General features: G+C 36.7%; 18 protein-coding genes. 14 read left to right on the top strand and 4 right to left on the bottom strand.

Features of this window, described 5'->3' with window-relative positions; all coding sequences use genetic code 11:
* The first annotated feature begins 2 nt into the window (after positions 1-2).
* The 14 genes from CDH49_RS06055 (at position 3) to CDH49_RS06125 (ending at position 13,900) form a co-directional block, all read left to right on the top strand.
* Positions 3-893, top strand: a complete 891-nt coding sequence (locus CDH49_RS06055; RefSeq protein ID WP_100614561.1) for a transglutaminase family protein — start codon at positions 3-5, stop codon at positions 891-893.
* A 381-nt stretch (positions 894-1,274) separates the two neighbouring features.
* A complete protein-coding gene (locus CDH49_RS06065; RefSeq protein WP_100614562.1) occupies positions 1,275-1,490 on the top strand; it encodes a hypothetical protein in 216 nt (71 codons plus the stop codon).
* Positions 1,477-2,244 carry an HNH endonuclease gene (locus CDH49_RS06070; RefSeq protein ID WP_193434714.1) on the top strand — a complete coding sequence of 256 codons (768 nt, stop codon included), beginning with the start codon at positions 1,477-1,479 and terminating at the stop codon, positions 2,242-2,244. The genes CDH49_RS06065 and CDH49_RS06070 overlap by 14 nt, the downstream gene beginning before the upstream one ends.
* A 60-nt stretch (positions 2,245-2,304) precedes the next feature.
* Entirely contained in the window at positions 2,305-3,135 is an 831-nt protein-coding gene (locus CDH49_RS06075; protein WP_100614563.1) for an AraC family transcriptional regulator, read from the top strand.
* A 96-nt stretch (positions 3,136-3,231) separates the two neighbouring features.
* A complete protein-coding gene (locus tag CDH49_RS06080) occupies positions 3,232-3,768 on the top strand; it encodes a YceI family protein (RefSeq protein WP_100614564.1) in 537 nt (178 codons plus the stop codon).
* Positions 3,769-3,779: 11 nt separating this feature from the next.
* The gene (locus tag CDH49_RS06085) at positions 3,780-4,562 is read left to right on the top strand and encodes a glucose 1-dehydrogenase (protein WP_193434715.1); all 783 of its coding nucleotides are present in this window, start codon (positions 3,780-3,782) and stop codon (positions 4,560-4,562) included.
* A 153-nt stretch (positions 4,563-4,715) separates the two neighbouring features.
* Positions 4,716-5,285, top strand: a complete 570-nt coding sequence (locus CDH49_RS06090; protein ID WP_100614566.1) for a DUF417 family protein — start codon at positions 4,716-4,718, stop codon at positions 5,283-5,285.
* Between the two features lie 35 nt (positions 5,286-5,320).
* Positions 5,321-6,148: a 4,5-DOPA-extradiol-dioxygenase gene (gene ygiD / locus CDH49_RS06095; RefSeq protein ID WP_193434716.1), complete on the top strand. Its 828-nt coding sequence runs from the start codon at positions 5,321-5,323 to the stop codon at positions 6,146-6,148.
* A gap of 21 nt (positions 6,149-6,169) precedes the next feature.
* Entirely contained in the window at positions 6,170-6,802 is a 633-nt protein-coding gene (locus CDH49_RS06100) for a trimeric intracellular cation channel family protein (RefSeq protein ID WP_100614568.1), read from the top strand.
* Between the two features lie 208 nt (positions 6,803-7,010).
* Positions 7,011-7,871 (top strand): DUF3347 domain-containing protein, encoded by an 861-nt coding sequence (locus CDH49_RS06105; RefSeq protein ID WP_100614900.1) that lies wholly within the window; start codon positions 7,011-7,013, stop codon positions 7,869-7,871.
* Positions 7,871-8,431, top strand: a complete 561-nt coding sequence (locus tag CDH49_RS06110) for a helix-turn-helix domain-containing protein (protein WP_100614569.1) — start codon at positions 7,871-7,873, stop codon at positions 8,429-8,431. Before CDH49_RS06105 ends, CDH49_RS06110 begins: the two co-directional genes overlap by 1 nt.
* Before the next feature lie 93 nt (positions 8,432-8,524).
* A complete protein-coding gene (locus tag CDH49_RS06115; protein WP_100614570.1) occupies positions 8,525-11,032 on the top strand; it encodes a heavy metal translocating P-type ATPase in 2,508 nt (835 codons plus the stop codon).
* A 21-nt stretch (positions 11,033-11,053) separates the two neighbouring features.
* Complete coding sequence (locus CDH49_RS06120) at positions 11,054-13,303, top strand: multicopper oxidase domain-containing protein (RefSeq protein ID WP_100614571.1); 2,250 nt, start codon at positions 11,054-11,056, stop codon at positions 13,301-13,303.
* Between the two features lie 135 nt (positions 13,304-13,438).
* On the top strand, positions 13,439-13,900 hold the full coding sequence (locus CDH49_RS06125) for a toxin-antitoxin system YwqK family antitoxin (protein WP_157805276.1): 462 nt from the start codon (positions 13,439-13,441) through the stop codon (positions 13,898-13,900).
* Between the two features lie 118 nt (positions 13,901-14,018).
* On the opposite strand, the gene CDH49_RS06130 is transcribed toward CDH49_RS06125, so the two are convergent.
* The 4 genes from CDH49_RS06130 to pfkA all read right to left on the bottom strand — a co-directional run bounded on the left by CDH49_RS06130 (position 14,019) and on the right by pfkA (position 18,218).
* Entirely contained in the window at positions 14,019-15,245 is a 1,227-nt protein-coding gene (locus CDH49_RS06130; RefSeq protein WP_157805277.1) for an ATP-binding cassette domain-containing protein, read from the bottom strand.
* A 23-nt stretch (positions 15,246-15,268) separates the two neighbouring features.
* Positions 15,269-16,129, bottom strand: coding sequence for an N-acetylglucosamine kinase (locus tag CDH49_RS06135; protein WP_100614574.1), 861 nt, complete (start codon positions 16,127-16,129; stop codon positions 15,269-15,271).
* A gap of 83 nt (positions 16,130-16,212) precedes the next feature.
* A complete protein-coding gene (gap, locus tag CDH49_RS06140) occupies positions 16,213-17,214 on the bottom strand; it encodes a type I glyceraldehyde-3-phosphate dehydrogenase (protein ID WP_100614575.1) in 1,002 nt (333 codons plus the stop codon).
* Between the two features lie 17 nt (positions 17,215-17,231).
* The gene (gene pfkA / locus CDH49_RS06145; protein ID WP_100614576.1) at positions 17,232-18,218 is read right to left on the bottom strand and encodes a 6-phosphofructokinase; all 987 of its coding nucleotides are present in this window, start codon (positions 18,216-18,218) and stop codon (positions 17,232-17,234) included.
* Between the last annotated feature and the right edge of the window lie 90 nt (positions 18,219-18,308).

Raw genomic sequence — 18,308 nt, forward strand, 5'->3', positions numbered from 1 at the left:
TCATGGTCTTCCAAGTATCACATACTACGAGTTATTTTTACGAAAGTGGCGTGACGTTTTGCCATAACATTGCCACGTTAAAACCAAAAGACATGATTGGGCAAACTGTATTGGATTACAACATAGACATCAGCCCCACCCCCACCGAAATTTCCGAGAAATTGGATTTCTTCGGTAATACCGTTACCCGATTTTCCATTCAACAATACCATAAAGAATTAAAAGTCACCACCAATAGCAAAATACGTCGCGATTACAGTTTACAACCCAACATTTACGACTCTATAGAAGGCAAAAGCATCACCTTACAGCAAGCCTTAATGGCATTAAAAAGCTATGAAGAACCAATTTTAGCTGTGCGCCAATTTGCATTGGAATCCATCCTTATTGCTAAAATCACGCCTGAAATAAAAGCGTATGCCGAGGTTTCCTTTAAACCCAACCGACCCGTTTTTGAAGCCGCTTTTGAGTTAATGCAACGTATTTACACCGACTTTGAATTCAACCGGGAATTCACCAACGTAGCAACGCCCATACACGATGTGATGAAAGAAAAAAAAGGGGTTTGCCAAGATTTTGCACAAATCGCCATTGCTTGTGTACGGTCTGCTGGCTTGCCTGCACGCTACGTGAGTGGTTATATTGAAACCTTACCACCACCCGGAAAAGTAAAATTAGTGGGTGCCGATGCTTCCCATGCCTGGTTTTCTGTGTACATCCCTAAATTTGGTTGGGTAGATTTTGACCCTACCAACAACCAAATACCCAAAAACCAACATATCGTCGTGTCTTGGGGACGTGATTATTACGATGTCCCACCGTTAAAAGGTGTTATTTATAGCACCGGTAAAAACAAAATGAAAGTAGCGGTTGATATTCGGCCTGCGGTTTAATTTAAAAACACTCCTATTTCCTTCAATAACTCCAAAAAGAAAAGAGCTGTTTTTACAAGTATGCTCAAAAAAATTATAGTGAAAAGATTGTGAATAAAAAATCAGAAACCAATTAATAACAAAATCAAACTTTATTAACTTGTGTGGTTAAACAAGAGATAATGATTAAGGAAAGAATTGACATAGAAAATATTGACGGACAACTATTTCAAATTAAAATAGTTGATACAGACAATTCTAAATCAGCTTCTTTTACCCACTATTTACACAATCACAAAAATGGAGTTTCTCAATTTTAAAAAAAAGATGCACTTTCATATGTGAAAGAAATTCTTGAAAGAGAATATCCCAAAGAAAATGTAACCAATAAAGTGTCATAAAATGGAAAATTATCAAAAAATATCAAGAGAAGATTTTATGAAGTTCTTTAGAGATACAGATAAATTAAATGAACTCACACCTGATGATAGAGCTGAAATATTCAGAACAATTTTATTGGGAAGTTCAGACTTAACTGTGGATTTATTAAATGAAATTTTAGGAGACTACTCTGTTGACAACCTTGAAGTAATAGAATTAATAAATGGCAAAAAGTAATAATTGGACTAGAGAAGAAACCATTGTTGCTTTCAATGTGTATTGTAAAATACCATTTCAAAAAAGTAGTAAAACAAACCCTACAATAATAAAATACGCTAATATTATTGGTCGTAGTCCCTCTGCCCTTAATATGAAAGTTGGGAACTTCGGAAGACTTGACCCAGAATTAAAAAAGCAAGGAATTACAGGCTTAGGAAATGGAAGTAAACTCGATGAAATTATTTGGAATGAGTTTAATGGAAATTGGGAGAAATTAGCTTATGAAAGTGAATTGTTAATTGCTACATTTCAGAACAAAAAAATTGAAGAAATAATTAATGTTGACGTTTTTGAATTTCCAATTGGCACTGAAATAGAAACAATAGTAAAACAAAGAGTAAATCAAACCTTTTTTCGTTCAACAATACTTTCTTCATACAATGTAAAATGTTGTATTACAGGATTATCTATTTCTGATTTTTTGGTGGCAAGTCATATAAAACCTTGGAAATCTGACGAATTAAACCGTTTAAATCCTCACAACGGTTTATGCCTAAATTCAATTCACGACAAAGCATTTGATAAAGGTTTTATATCTATCACACCTGACTATAAAATAAAAGTTTCTAAATATTTTTATGATTTCAAAAAGGATGAAGCTGTACACGATTTTTTTTTAAAATACGAAAATCAATCAATTACTCTACCTGATAGATTTCTACCGTCTAAAGAATTTTTAGATTGGCACTTTACAAATCTCTTCAAGAAATAGTGTGTTTTTGTGTGAGGGCCACTTCTTCAAATTCCCAATTCAAATCTTAACTTTGAAATAATGAATCAACTTTTCAAAATATTTAAAGTGAATGAGGAAGAAGCAACTAAAATAAGTGCTTCGCCTGATGAACCGCACCAGCACGATTTTGAGGAGCTGATTATCGGCATTGAAGGCCAAATTGAACATTTTATAGATTTTAAGACCACAACCATAACCGCACCGCTTGTAAGTTTTGTGACCAAAGGAAAGGTGCACCGCATCATTCCCAAATTGAACAACAATACATGCGACATGTGGGTGCTTCGTTTTAAAAGTGAATTTATTCCTGAAACCACCTTTCAGCTTTATAACTATTATCACGACCATGCTACCATGAAATTACAAAGTGGTGCCTGCTTCAATCGTTTGGTTACTCTATGTGAGATTATTGATGGAGAAATGAAACAGAAAAATCCTGATTTTAGTGTCGTGAGGCATTTACTGAGTGCGTTGTTTATCATGATTGAATCTGAACGCCATAAAATTGCTCCTAGTCAAAATGGAGCGGAACTAACACAAAATACCACCCTACAAAACTTTCTAAAAATCCTCGAAGAAAATTACCAACGACCTTTGGGCGTGGAGTTTTATGCTGAAAAGTTATTCATGTCTGCAAGAAATTTGAATTTGATTTGCAAAGGCATTCTACACCAAACGGTAAGCGAGATTATTGAAACCCGAAAGCTTATTGAAGCCAAAAACCAATTGACACATACTGATAAGAACATTTCAGAAATAGGTTTTGATTTAGGTTATAATGAAAGAGCCTACTTTACCAACGTATTTAAAAAACGAACGGGACAAACACCTACCGAGTTCCGTGAGGAGATGAAAAATCTCTTTTCCTAATTTTACAACACTTCTTCCAAAAACTGTAACTCCTAGCCTTTTTAATGATGGTATCTTTGTAATATCAAGATTATTAATCATTTAAAAAATAAAAACATGGAAACAGTAAAAAAAACAACATGGGTTTTAGACCCTGGACACAGCGAACTTACTTTTAAAGTAAAACATATGATGATTTCGAATGTAAAAGGTGAATTCAAGGATTTTTCTATTGATGTTATAGGAGAAGATATTTTAAAGTCTAAGATCCATGCTACGGTAGAAGCTTCATCCATCAATACCAACAATGAGGATAGGGATAACCATCTTAAAGCAGCAGATTTCTTTGATGTTGAAAAACATAAAAATTTGTCGTTCACAAGTACTTCAATAAAACAAACAGACGATGACGAATACGAATTAAAAGGCGTACTTACCATTAAAGGCATTAGTAAAGAAGTAACACTTGAAATGGAATTTGGCGGTATAAATAAAGACCCTTGGGGTAATGAGAAAGCAGGTCTCTCCATTAGTGGAAAAATAAACCGTAAAGATTGGGGCTTGAACTGGAACACCGCTTTAGAAACCGGTGGTGTATTGGTGAGCGATGAAGTAAAGATTTATGGTGACATTCAATTTGTAAAACAATCTTAATGCCTAGGAAAATGAAAAATAAAGTAATTATTATCACAGGTGCCGGAATGGGACTTGGATATGCAGCAGCAAAAGAATTAGCATCAAAAGGTGCCAACCTTGTATTGGTTGACTATAACGAAAAAGGATTGGCAGACTCAAAGGCCGACATCAGTAAAGCATTCCCCGAGGTGAAAATCATCACCGTTGTGGCGGATGTGTCGAATGAAGATGCCGTAAAAAACTATGTAGATGAAGCGGTGAAAGCCTTTGGCAGAATTGATGGCCTTTATAACAATGCCGGTATAGAAGGAAAACAGGCAAGCATTACCGAGTATGATGTAAACATTTTCAAAAAGGTGATAGACATTAACCTCATGGGCGTGTATTACGGGATGCGTTATGTCATTCCTATCATGCAGAAGCAAAAATTTGGTCGTATTGTAAACGTAGCTTCAGTTGGTGGTATTCGTGGTGTGCTTAACCAAACGCCTTATGTGGCAAGTAAGCACGCTGTTTCTGGAATGACAAAAAATGCGGCTTTGGAATACGGAAAAGATGGCATACTTACAAACGCCATTGCACCGGGAGCCATCCTGACGCCAATGGTTGAAGAAGCATTTAAACAGGTAAATCCTACTGACCCAAAAGCAGCGGAAACAGAGTATGCTCAGCGTAACCCAACAAAACGATTGGGACAACCGCATGAAGTAGCCAAATTAGTGGCATTTTTATTGAGTGAGGACAACGGTTATGTAAGTGGACAAACCATCGCAATTGACGGTGGTGAATCAAATATATATGGAAATTCATAATCTTTAAATCGAGAATCCATATGTCAAGCATCAATTTGATAATAGAAAGAGTAGCTGATATAAACTAACATCTTATCGGTCGGCTACTCTATTTTTATCAAAATTGAATATTATTTATATTTACCCAACTAGAAATATACCCTAAAATTAACTATGAAAAAACTAATTACATTTTTAGCAAACAGTCAATCACATTTTATCAACTTGGGAAGAATCTCCATCTTTATTGTGATGGTTTGGATTGGCGGATTGAAAGCCTTTCAATATGAAGCCGACGGCATAGTTCCCTTTGTTGCCAACAGTCCGTTGATGTCATTCTTTTATGCTAAAGAAACACCAGAATATAACAACTATAAAAATCCTGAAGGCAAGACGGTTCAGAAAAACATCGATTGGCACAAGGAAAATAGAACGTATATATTCTCTTATGGCCTTGGAACTGTGATTGTAATCATTGGCGTACTGACCCTGTTGGGAATTTGGTATGCAAAAATAGGACTCATAGGTGGGTTGCTAACCTTCGGCATGTCGTTAGTCACCTTAACCTTTTTAATTACCACACCAGAAGTGTATGTTCCAAATCTGGGTGGCGATTTCCCAACGCCTCAATATGGGTTTCCCTATTTATCAGGCGCAGGCAGATTGGTAATAAAAGATGTCATCATGCTGGCCTTAGGATTAATCTGTGCTTCGGAGAGTGCAAAACGCCTATTGAAAACCTAAGGCACAGAAAACATTTATAAAAAACACTGGCAATAATGAAACTGAATGAATTAAAGAAAATGACAGAACCCTTGAGCAATACGGTAAAAATGCCTGTTTTGTTTTTAGGGCATGGCAGTCCGATGAATGCTATAGAAGAAAATGAATTTGTAGCGGGATTTAGAAATGTGGCAAAGGAAATTCCTAAGCCAAATGCTATTTTATGTGTATCGGCACATTGGGAAACAAAAGGCACGTTTGTAACGGCCATGCAGAACCCACCAACCATTCATGATTTTGGTGGATTTCCAAAAGAATTATTTGAAGTGCAATATCCTGCACCGGGAGATCTTTTTTTGGCAAAAGAAACAAAAGCACTCATTACTAAAACGGAAGTTGGTTTAGATGATAAATGGGGATTGGATCATGGGGCATGGAGCGTCATTAAACATTTATACCCAAACGCAGATGTTCCCGTAATTCAGTTGAGTCTAGACTATAATCAAACGCCTCAATATCATTACGAGTTGGCGCAGGAAATAAAATCACTTCGTGAAAAAGGAGTGCTTATTATTGGAAGTGGAAACATAGTCCATAACCTTCGGATGTTGGCGTGGGACAAACTGAACGCCCCTGAATATGGCTTTGATTGGGCGATTGATGCCAACGAAAACATGAAAAAATACATACTGGATGGCGACCACAAACCGCTTATCAATTTTCGTTCGCATGGAAAATCTTTTGATTTAGCGATCCCAACACCGGAACACTTCTTACCTTTGCTATATGCATTGGCATTACAAGAAGAAAATGAAGAAATAAGTTTGTTCAATGACAAAGCGGTGGCAGGTTCATTAACCATGACCTCAGTAAAAATTGGATAACCAAACATAAACAAAAAAAGTGTGGAACTAAATTTCACTACAATCATAGAACTCTTAGGCACCTTTGCGTTTGCTATAAGCGGTATTAGGTTGGCATCGGGCAAACAAATTGACTGGTTTGGGGCTTATATTATTGGTTTGGTTACTGCTATTGGCGGAGGCACCATGAGAGATTTATTACTTGACGTCACGCCATTTTGGATATTGGATGCTAAATATTTTCTAACCACAGGCGTTGCCCTTATCGCCACATTACTGTTTAAAGACAAACTTTTCAAATTGGGAAGCACCTTGTTTTTATTTGACACCATTGGACTTGGACTTTTTACCATTGTGGGCATTACCTTAAGTATTAACGCTGGACTGCCTTTATGGGTGTGCATTGTTATGGGAACCATTACAGGTACCGTTGGCGGTATAATAAGGGATGTATTATTAAACGAAGTGCCTTTAATTTTTAGAAAGGATATTTATGCGCTTGCCTGTGTCGCCGGTGGTGGTGTCTATTTTGGTTGTAGTTATTTTAACCTCCCAACAGATATTACTGAAATAATAGCAGCATCAACCGTCATTATCTTGCGATTGATTGCAGTAAAGTTTCATCTTCACGTACCCCAATTGCAACCACTAAACGATAAAACGAAAGACCATTAAAAGCGATACCACAAGCTAATTATTCTTATCTTTGGTTTTAACGTATGTCCAGATTTTTATGCATAGTAGGTTTGACACTACTTGGGTTTATGCTAACACCAATAGAAAGTTATACCTGTGGAACATATCACAAGATAGAGGCCTGTCTTGTTGAAAGCAACTAATGGCTTCAATTCAATTATTTTTAAAAACCTTAAATTTTCAAAAGATGAACTCAATAAAAATATGGATGGCAATGATAGTATTGCTATCGCTTACATCATGTAACGCTCAAATTAAGAATGCTAAGACCGAAAACGTAAAAATTTACGGGAACTGTGAGATGTGCGAGAGCACCATCGAAAACGCAGGAAACATTAAAAAAGTAGCTAGTGTAGATTGGAACAAGGATACCAAAATGGCAACGCTTATTTACGATTCCAGTAAAACCAACTCAGATGAAATTTTGAAGCGCATTGCATTGGCGGGTTATGATAGTGATAACTTTCTGGCACCAGACGACGTGTATGCCAAACTTGCTGAATGTTGCCAATACGACCGTGTGAACAAAACGGCCATAGTAAAAACGGAAGCGATAGAAGACCATACCATGCACCAATCTGAAATGGTTGATGAAAAGGTAGAAATTAAGCAGGATGAACATCCACTAAAAGCCGTTTTTGACACCTATTTTATTTTAAAAGATGCATTGGTTGCCTCAAATGGTACTTTGGCATCAGCAAAAGCTAAAGACTTACTTACCGCTATAGATGCCGTAAAAATGGAAAAACTAACAAGCGACGCCCATACCGTTTGGATGAAGGTCATGAAAGGTTTGGCGTTAAACGCAGGACACATTGAAGGAACCAAAGATATCAGTCTTCAAAGAACTCATTTCATCACCTTGTCCGACCCTATGTACCAATTACTGAAAGCTTCTAAACAGGAAACACCCATATATTACCAACACTGCCCCATGGCAAATAATGGTAAAGGTGCCAATTGGTTGAGCAAGGAAAGTAATATTAAAAACCCATATTATGGAGCGCAAATGTTAACCTGTGGCAGTACCTTAGAAACGATAGAATAATGAAGCTCTACATCAAAAACATGGTGTGTAGCCGTTGCAAAATGGTAGTGAAGTCTGAGTTGGAAAAACTCGGACTTCAACTGCTTTCTGTTGATTTGGGAGTCATTGAAACGCTGGAACCTGTTACCGAGCAGCAAAAACATAACATAGCAGTCACACTAAAAATATTTGGATTTGAATTAATAGATGATAAAAAAAGTAAGTCCATTGATAAAATAAAAACCTTAATCATTGATTTGGTACATCACAAAAACAACGACCTTAACGTGAACCTGTCGGAATATATTTCGAATCATCTATTACAAGACTATGCCATGTTGAGCAATCTGTTTTCTGAGGTTGAAGGTATCACCATTGAGAAGTATTTCATCCTTCAAAAAATTGAACGGGTCAAAGAACTTTTGATGTACGATGAAATGAGCCTAAGTGAAATTGCTTTTTTGCTGCATTATAGTAGTGTGGCGTATTTGAGCAATCAGTTTAAAAAGATTACGGGCTTTTCACCATCGCATTACAAACAATTAAAAGACAAAAAGCGCATGCAGATTGAGGATTTATAAATGTTACAACTCATAACCAAAATTCTACAACAAAGATACACGACCAACCACCGAACTTTGTAACATAGTTTTTAACCTTAAAAATTCAAGATTATGGTACATACATATCACATAACAGGAATGACCTGTAACGGATGTCGCAGTCACGTTGAACAAACCCTTTCAAAAGTTAACGGTGTTTCTAAAGCAACGGTTAATTTAGAGGTCGCAGAAGCAACAATTGAAATGACATCCCATATTCCTTTGGAAACGTTTCAAGAAGCACTTAAAAATGATGGTGGTAGATATGGTATTCATTTACCAGGTGAAAAGCCTCTCCCAACCTCTCCAAAGGAGAGGAGCAATAAAAAACTTCCTCATAATGGCTCTGGTAGTTTCTACTGTCCGATGCATTGTGAAGGCGATAAAACATATGACAAACCGGGCGACTGCCCTGTTTGTGGGATGGATTTAGTTGAAGAACAAAATTTATCCTCCATGTCGACCCAACAATATACTTGCCCAATGCACCCAGAAATCGTAAAAGACGAGGCGGGTTCTTGTCCCATTTGCGGCATGGAATTAGTCCCAAAGGAACCAGACCTTTCTGCGGAAGAACGAACTTATAAAACGCTTTTAAAGAAATTATGGATTGCTACGGCATTCACTTTACCCATTTTTTTAATCGCCATGAGCGAGATGGTTTCCAACAATCCGTTATACGACGTTATGGAACAAAGCTATTGGAATTGGGTACAGTTTGCATTGTCAATTCCAGTTGTGTTTTATGCCACTTGGATGTTTTTTGAACGTGCCTACAGAAGCATCAAAACTTGGAACCTAAATATGTTTACCCTCATTGGTATTGGTGCGGGTGTGGCTTGGTTATTTAGTGTCATCGGGATGCTTTTTCCTGATATGTTTCCTTCCCAGTTTAAAACCGAATCTGGCGCCGTACATGTGTACTTTGAAGCGGCGACAGTTATTTTAACATTGGTCTTGTTAGGTCAGTTTTTAGAAGCCCGTGCACATAGTAAAACAAACTCGGCAGTAAAAGAACTATTGAAATTAGCCCCTAGCAAGGCCATAAAAATGGTTCATGGTGAAGAAATAGTCGTGAGTATAGACAACATAGAGTTAAACGATATTCTAAAAGTAAAACCGGGTGATAAAATTCCAGTTGATGGTGTCATTACACAAGGCGATACAACGATTGACGAATCCATGATTACAGGAGAACCTATTCCCGTTAACAAAACAAACGGTGATAAAGTAAGTAGCGGTACCATTAATGGGAACCAAGTGTTTTTAATGAAAGCTGAAAAAGTGGGTAGTGATACCTTACTTTCTCAAATCATCCATATGGTTAATGAGGCCAGTAGAAGTCGTGCACCCATTCAAAATTTAGCAGATAAAGTATCTAGTTATTTCGTTCCTGTGGTAGTCATTATTTCAATCATAACCTTTGCCGTTTGGGCTATCTGGGGACCCGAACCAGCGTATGTATATGCGTTGGTAAATGCTATTGCGGTATTGATCATTGCATGCCCTTGTGCCTTGGGATTGGCAACGCCCATGTCCGTTATGGTTGGTGTGGGCAAAGGTGCCCAAAATGGCGTCTTGATTAAAAGTGCCGAAGCCCTTGAGAAAATGGATAAAGTGGATACCTTGATTATTGATAAAACAGGAACAATCACAGAAGGCAAACCAGCTGTCGAAAAAGTAGGCTCATTTCATAAAGATTACAGTGAAAAAGACGTTTTACAATACATTGTATCATTAAACAACAACAGTGAACACCCATTAGCCGAAGCGACTGTGGCGTATGGTAAAGAACATCATGCCGAGATGTTACCTGTTGAAGGTTTTAGCGCGGTGACTGGAAAAGGCGTTGAGGGTAAAGTTAATGGTAAAAATCTTGGATTAGGAAACCCAAAAATGATGGCATATGCCAAAGCAGAGCTGACTCTGGAAATGCAAGAAGAAGCGAAAAACCATCAGAAAAAAGGAAAAACCGTGTCCTTTTTAGCTGTGGATAATGCCGTTATTGGTTACGTGGTTATAGGCGATAAAATAAAGGCCACCAGTAGCGAAGCCATTAAAGCACTTCAAGCCAAAGGTATTAAGGTCATCATGCTGACAGGTGATAATCACGAAACAGCTCAAGCCGTTGCTCCTGAACTTAACTTAACAGATTTTAAAGCAAGTATGTTGCCCGAAGATAAACTGAAAGAAGTAGAAAAATTGCAAAAACAGGGTAAGATCGTCGCAATGGCGGGCGATGGTATTAATGATGCACCAGCATTGGCAAAAAGCGATGTCGGTATTGCCATGGGCACGGGAACAGATGTGGCCATTGAAAGCGCCATGATAAGTTTGGTAAAAGGCGATTTAAATGGTATTGTAAAAGCAAGAAATTTAAGTCATACCGTCATGAGAAATATTAAACAAAACCTGTTTTTCGCGCTTATTTATAATACCTTAGGGATTCCCATCGCTGCAGGTGTTTTATTTCCGGTATTCGGAATTTTATTGTCCCCAATGATTGCTGCTTTGGCAATGAGTTTTAGTTCGGTGTCGGTTATAGCGAATGCATTACGACTAAAAACGGCTAAGATTTAAAGCTACCAAATTAAATATGCGATGAAAAAATCAAACAATACATTTTACAAAACATTTTTTCTGATAGGGGCTTTTCTGTTGATGACATCTACACTATTCGCCCAAAAAGTAGTACGATATGACTTGTATGTAAAAGACACCATCGTCAATTTTACCGGAAAAGAAAAACGGGCCATTGCCGTAAACGGACAAATTCCTATGCCGACACTTACTTTTACCGAAGGTGACACAGCTGAAATCCATGTTCATAACCAACTCAAAGAAAGTACCTCTTTGCATTGGCACGGTTTGTATTTGCCAAATAAAGAAGATGGCGTTCCTTTTTTAACACAAATGCCCATTGAACCAAATACCACTCACATATATCGGTTTCCAATCATTCAAAATGGAACACATTGGTACCATAGTCATAGCGGATTACAAGAGCAAATCGGCATGTATGGCTCGATGATTTTGAAAAAAAGAGAAGACGATCCTTCTTATAGAAAAGGGATAGATGATTTGCCATCCGTTCCCATTATTTTGAGCGAATGGACAGATTACAATCCCGAAAATGTACACCGCATGTTGCATAATGCTACCGATTGGTTCGCCATAAAAAAGGGAACCACTCAAAGTTATGCTGAAGCGATAAAAGCAGGTCATTTTAAAACCAAACTCACCAATGAATGGAAACGCATGTTGGCGATGGATGTCAGTGATGTGTATTATGACAAATTCCTAATAAATGGCACATCAGAAAGTCAACTGTCCCAATTTAAAGCAGGTGATAAAGTGCGTTTACAGATTTCCAATGGTGGAGCATCCTCCTATTTTTGGTTGACGTATGCCGGAGGGAAATTAACGGTCGTTGCCAATGATGGAAATGATGTAGAACCTGTGGAAGTAGATCGATTGATTATAGGCGTTTCAGAAACGTATGATGTCATCGTTACAATTCCAGCGGAAAACACGTCCTACGAATTTTTAGCAACACCCGAAGACCGCACCAAATCGGCTTCCATTTATATTGGTGAGGGCATCAAACAATTGGTAAGTCCGTTACCCAAATTGAAATACTTTGAAGGCATGAAGATGATGAATGGTATGATGAACATGGACGGTACCATGAATGATATGGGCATGAATATGTCGTTGCAAAAAATGGATATGAACACGGTCATGTATCCTGAGATTACTGGTAGCCCCCTAACCCCCAAAGGGGGAACAACAAAAGGCACAATGGACCATTCCGACAACAGTCCGGGCAATACGGAGATGGTCACATTGAATTACACCATGCTGAAATCACCCACCAAAACAACCTTACCAGAAGATGCTCCAATTAGGGAATTAAAATTTGACTTAACAGGAAATATGAACCGCTATGTGTGGAGTATGGACAACAAAGTGCTGTCTGAATCAGACAAAATCCTGATTAAAAAGGGTGAAATCGTGCGAATAACTCTGTTCAACAATTCCATGATGCGTCATCCTATGCACTTACACGGTCACGATTTTAGGGTCATCAATGGTCAAGGCGATTATGCACCACTTAAAAACGTATTGGACATCATGCCGATGGAAACCAATGTCATAGAATTTGAAGCCAATTTGGAAGGTGATTGGTTTTTTCATTGTCATATTCTCTACCATATGATGGCTGGTATGAACCGTGTTTTTAGTTATGAAAACCAAGCACCAAATCCTTTATTGCCCAATAAAGCTTGGGCTTATAAAAAGTTACAAAGCGAAAGTAACCAATGGCATTTTATGGTACAAAATGACTTTGCCTCCAATGGAAACGATGGGGAGTTGATGTTGCAAAATACCCGTTGGAGTTTTGGAACCGAATGGCGATTGGGTTATAACGATATGCACGGTTATGAAGCAGAAACCCATATAGGGCGATACATTGGCAGAAACCAATGGTTCATGCCATTTGTTGGCTTTGATTGGCGTTATAGAAGCATGGGGATGGATGAACAGGAGATTAACTTATTCGGACAAACAAACAAAAAAGACCTTAGGAGTGCATTGAGTTTAGGGTTTATGTACACACTTCCTATGTTGGTTAATTTTCAAGCAGAAATGTATCACGATGGTATTGTTCGCTTGTCTTTAATGCGGGAAGACATTCCAATCTCTAAAAGGGTACGAGCCGCATTTATGGTGAATACAGACAAAGAATATATGGTTGGACTGAACTATATTGCCGGAAAAAATTTCGGATTAAGGACACATTACGATAGCGATATGGGATTTGGGGTTGGATTGACGCTTATGTATTGACACCCATTCATGAGCATAAAAAGTGTCATTAGTTAAAAAGTTGGAAATCCTTTTTTAAGTAAAAAAAATTTTTCACTTGTTTTGTAAGATAATTTAACATATATTAGTATGTGTATTTAGGTCAATTTGAAAAAAATGAAAAAACTACTCCTAATATTAGTTTTAATGCTCTTAAATCATATTTCGGCTCAAGAAATCAAGGAAGTAGAAATGTGTGATTTAAAATTTGAAACAAACTCTGATTCAACACAAATGACTGTTTATAAAAATGAGAAATTATTATCTGGAAAATATAAAATTTCAGGTGTTTTTCCAGGACAATATAGTATAACCGAATTCATAAATGGTAAAGCTGAAGGTAAAGCTGAGACTTTTTATGAAGGTGCTAGAATTAGAGAAAAATATTTCATAAATGGCCTTCCTAATGGATTATGGATTGAATACGATGATACTGGAAAAACCATAATGAGAAAAATTCCTTATTCAAATGGAATATTTCATGGAATAGCTTGGTCTTATGGAAATAATAGTGAAACTTATTACTGGCATGGAAGAATAGTATCAAGAGAAGAATATGAAAAAAATCAAAAAAACTAAAATTCAATCATATAAAACACTTCCTCGCTACCGCTATGCTCTGCTTAATGGTAGTAATTATAAAAATATAACTTCACCTTGCTCATTGGTATAAATGATCTGAAAAAACAAGCGTAATCTAAGCTTCTATTTCTCTACCAATAGAACCACTTTCACTAGGCACCAACTCATAAATCAAATTTGGTTTAAGCCCCACTTCCTGTCTGTGAGAGACATATAAAATAGCTGTATCACTTTCTAAAGCTATTTTATTTACGAGTTGCGTGAATAATTGAGCATCTACATCATCGAGTCCGTTGGTAGGTTCATCTAAAATTAATAAAGGTGGTTGTTTTACCATGGCTCTGGCTATTAATACTAATCGTTGGTGACCATTGGATAAGGATAAAAAATTTCTTTTTTTAATATCAAACATATTCAAAATACGTAACCATTGATGCGCTATGAGGGTTTGTCGTTCCAAAGGAAATTTATAAAGCCCTATGGAATCAAAAAAACCTGAAATAATCATATTCTCAATGGAATCAGACCGCATAAAGCCTCTTAGCATGTCGGATGAAAAATAACCAATGTGTTTTTTAATGTCCCAAACTGTTTCGCCACTCCCCTTTTTCATACCGAACAGCGTAATATCTTGTAAAAAAGCTTTTGGATTATCGCCTGTAATCATAGACAGTATCGTGCTTTTACCTGAACCATTAGGCCCAATAAGTTGCCAAAACTCCCCCGCTTTAATCTCCCAATTAACAGCATTTAAAATAGATCTGTCACCATATTTAACCGAGACATTTTTAAATGTCACTAACGGATTAATTTTCTTTAAAGTTGAATGGTGATTTTTTGGCAATGATTCTACAAACAAAGTGTGGGTTTCCGCTTTTAAAAAATTTATATCATTAATAGGCACCAAAGTGTTTTCTTGTAATCGATAAATCTTATCAATAAAAGAAAGTATATCTCCCACTCTATTTGTAATCTGTATAATTGGGATTTTCAGACTCAATTGCTTTAAAGTCTGTTTTATATCAGCTTGTGCAGCGCTATCTAGATTCCCAAAAACATTATCCGCAATAAGGTATTCTGGGTTTTGTAAAATGAGGTGATTTAATAAGGCTTTTTTTCGTTCCCCTTCAGAAGATTTTTGAAGACTATTTTTAGTATTTGTAACCACATCAAAATGCTCATGGATGATTTCTTCCTGAATCAATTGGTTTAGAGTAATTTCAGAGAAAAGGGCCCCTTTTAAATTTAAAAAACCATCAAAAAGTTGACCATCTATTATGCGCTCAATTAAGTGATTCTTATCATCTTTATTGGAAATATAAAGCGCAATGTGAGTATTCAAAAAATGGTTATTAAGAAATATGATTATAAATTTTTAGTGTGAAAAGCTACCAAGCCATCAATAGGTCTACGTTCAAAATTACCTACTTTAAAACCCATTTCTTGTGCGACTTCTTTAATTTCTTCTTTTGAAAAATAAGCAATAGAGCCAGCAAAATGAACGGGAACGGTTTTAATTTCTTCCTTGTACTGCATGATCATGTTTTTTACAAACAAGCGAATGCCTTTTTTTATAAGCTCCACAATGTATTCGGAATCTTTATTTAAAAACATGAATTCCGCAAAGTTTGCCAAATAGGCATTTGGATTGGATTGCTTATAAATATTATACTTAATATAATCTGGTTCCAAATTATACTTGCTACCAAAGGCTACTTTAATAGCTTCGGGCATATGGTTAAAATAGTAATCCCTAATAAGTTCTTTCCCATAATAATTCCCGGCGGCATCATCCATTAAAATATAACCTAATGACTGTACTCGTTGGTGCAATTTTTGTCCATCAAAATAGCTACAGTTCGAACCTGTTCCTAAAATACAAACCACGGCTGCTTCGGTGTCATGACTTATAGTACCATAAACCGCAGCCAAAGTATCTTCTTCCACTTTTACAACCGCATTCAAAAAAATCTCTTTCAGGGCATTACGCACTATTTCTTTCCCTCTATCCGTTCCACAACCAGCACCATAAAAAAAAACATGGGTAACGGATGCTTTATGGGCTTTTAAATCTGGATTTTTTTTAATTATTTTTTTTAGTTTATCTTCTGTTAAAATTTCCGGATTAAGTCCTTTTGTTCTTAACTTCTCTAAAAGCTTTTTACCAGTATTATCTACAGCAATCCAATCGCTTTTTGTAGAGCCACTATCAACAATTAAAATCATGGGGTTTTAAATAAAAAACTCCACAGATTCTTGTAACTTGTAATACAATAAACCTGCGGAGTTGTTAACACTATTTTTTTGAATTATATTTTGCTAATATGTTGCGCTAAGTCAACTAATTTGGTTGAATATCCAAATTCATTATCGTACCAAGATACCAGTTTAAAGAAATTGTCATTTAAAGCAATACTTGCATCAGCATCAAAAATACTTGTCATAGGTTCTGACACGAAATCCTGTGATACCACAGCCTCTTCAGTATAGCCTAAAATACCTTTTAAATCACCTTCAGAAGCTTTCCTTAAAGCTGCTTTCACTTCAGCCCAAGTAGCTGACTTTTCAGTTCTTACGGTTAAATCTACCACAGAAACATCTGCTGTAGGAACCCTAAACGCCATACCAGTTAATTTACCATTAAGTTCTGGAATTACTTTTCCAACAGCTTTAGCTGCCCCTGTTGAAGAAGGAATGATGTTTATTAATGCACTTCTTCCACCTCTCCAATCTTTTCTTGACGGACCGTCAACAGTTAATTGTGTTGCAGTAGTGGCGTGAACCGTTGTCATTAAACCTTCTACAATACCGAAGTTATCATTGATAACTTTAGCTAAAGGTGCTAAACAGTTTGTAGTACAAGATGCATTTGAAACGATGGTATGCTCAGCAGTAATTTGTTTATGGTTTACACCCATTACAAACATCGGAGCATCTGCCGACGGAGCAGAAATTGCTACTTTTTTAGCACCTGCAGTGATGTGCTTTTGCGCACCTTCCAAAGTTGTGAAAATACCTGTACAATCCAATACAACGGTTGCTCCAATGGCATCCCATTTTAAATCTTCTGGATTACGCTCGGCAGTAATTCTTATTTCTTTGCCATTAACTACTAAGTGGCCATTTTTTACTTCCACAGTGCCGTTAAAACGACCGTGAGTAGAATCGTATTTTAATAGGTATGCTAAATGTTCAACATCTAACAAATCGTTAATTCCAACTACTTCAACATCTGGTCTGCTAACTGCTACTCTAAAAGCAATTCTACCTATTCTACCAAATCCGTTAATTCCTAATTTTAATTTTGACATAATTTTGTTTATAAATGTTAAGTGCTCATGATATCTGAGACACGCAATAATTCTAAATTTATTTTTGTTTTTCCTTTAATGGCCATTTCTAAAGGTGTTAATTCCATAACACCATTTAAAAGTCCGACCATATAATTGGTTTTTCCTTCCAATAAAGACTCCACGGCTTTAACTCCCATTCTGCTGGCCAAAACACGATCAAAACAAGATGGTGGCCCTCCACGTTGCATATGGCCTAAAACGGACACTCGAACATCGTAACCTTCCATATTTTGGTCAACATAATCTTTAAGTTCAAAAATATTCTTTCCTATTTTATCGCCTTCAGCAACAACAACGATACTCGATGTTTTTCCAGATTTTCTACTTCTGTTTAAGGATTCCACAAGTCTATCCAATCCTAAATCCTCTTCAGGAATTAAAATTTCTTCGGCACCACCTGCAATTCCTACATTTAAAGCAATGTGACCAACATCTCTACCCATTACTTCCACAAAAAACAATCTATTGTGTGAACTCGCTGTATCCCTAATTTTATCAATGGCGTCTACAACGGTATTTAGCGCTGTATCAAAACCTAAGGTATGAGATGTACCTACAATGTCATTATCTATCGTTCCTGGAATGCCTATAACTGGAAAATCAAACTCCTCATTAAAAATCATACCCCCAGTAAACGACCCATCACCCCCAATGATTACAAGGGCATCTATGCCAGCCTCTGATAATTTTTGAAAAGCTATTTGTCTTCCTGCTGTAGTTCTAAATTCTTTGGATCTTGCCGACTTTAACATGGTGCCTCCTTTGTTGATAATACCTCTAACGCTTCTAGCGTCCATTATCTGAAAATCACCTTCAATAAGTCCTTCATAACCACGGTAAATACCAATACATTCCACATTATGATATGCACATGTTCTAACTACCGAACGTATAGCTGCATTCATCCCTGGAGAATCACCACCAGATGTTAAAACCCCTATCTTTTTTATTGCTTTTGGCATGTAAATTTTTTAATTATAGGTAAAATTACTAAAGAAAAATTAGATAGCGATAGCATTTACCCTATTTTAATGGGAGTTGCAAAACTATAA

Origin of the sequence: Confluentibacter citreus (assembly GCF_002807055.1) — a bacterium.
Classification (GTDB): Bacteria; Bacteroidota; Bacteroidia; order Flavobacteriales; family Flavobacteriaceae; genus Confluentibacter; species Confluentibacter citreus.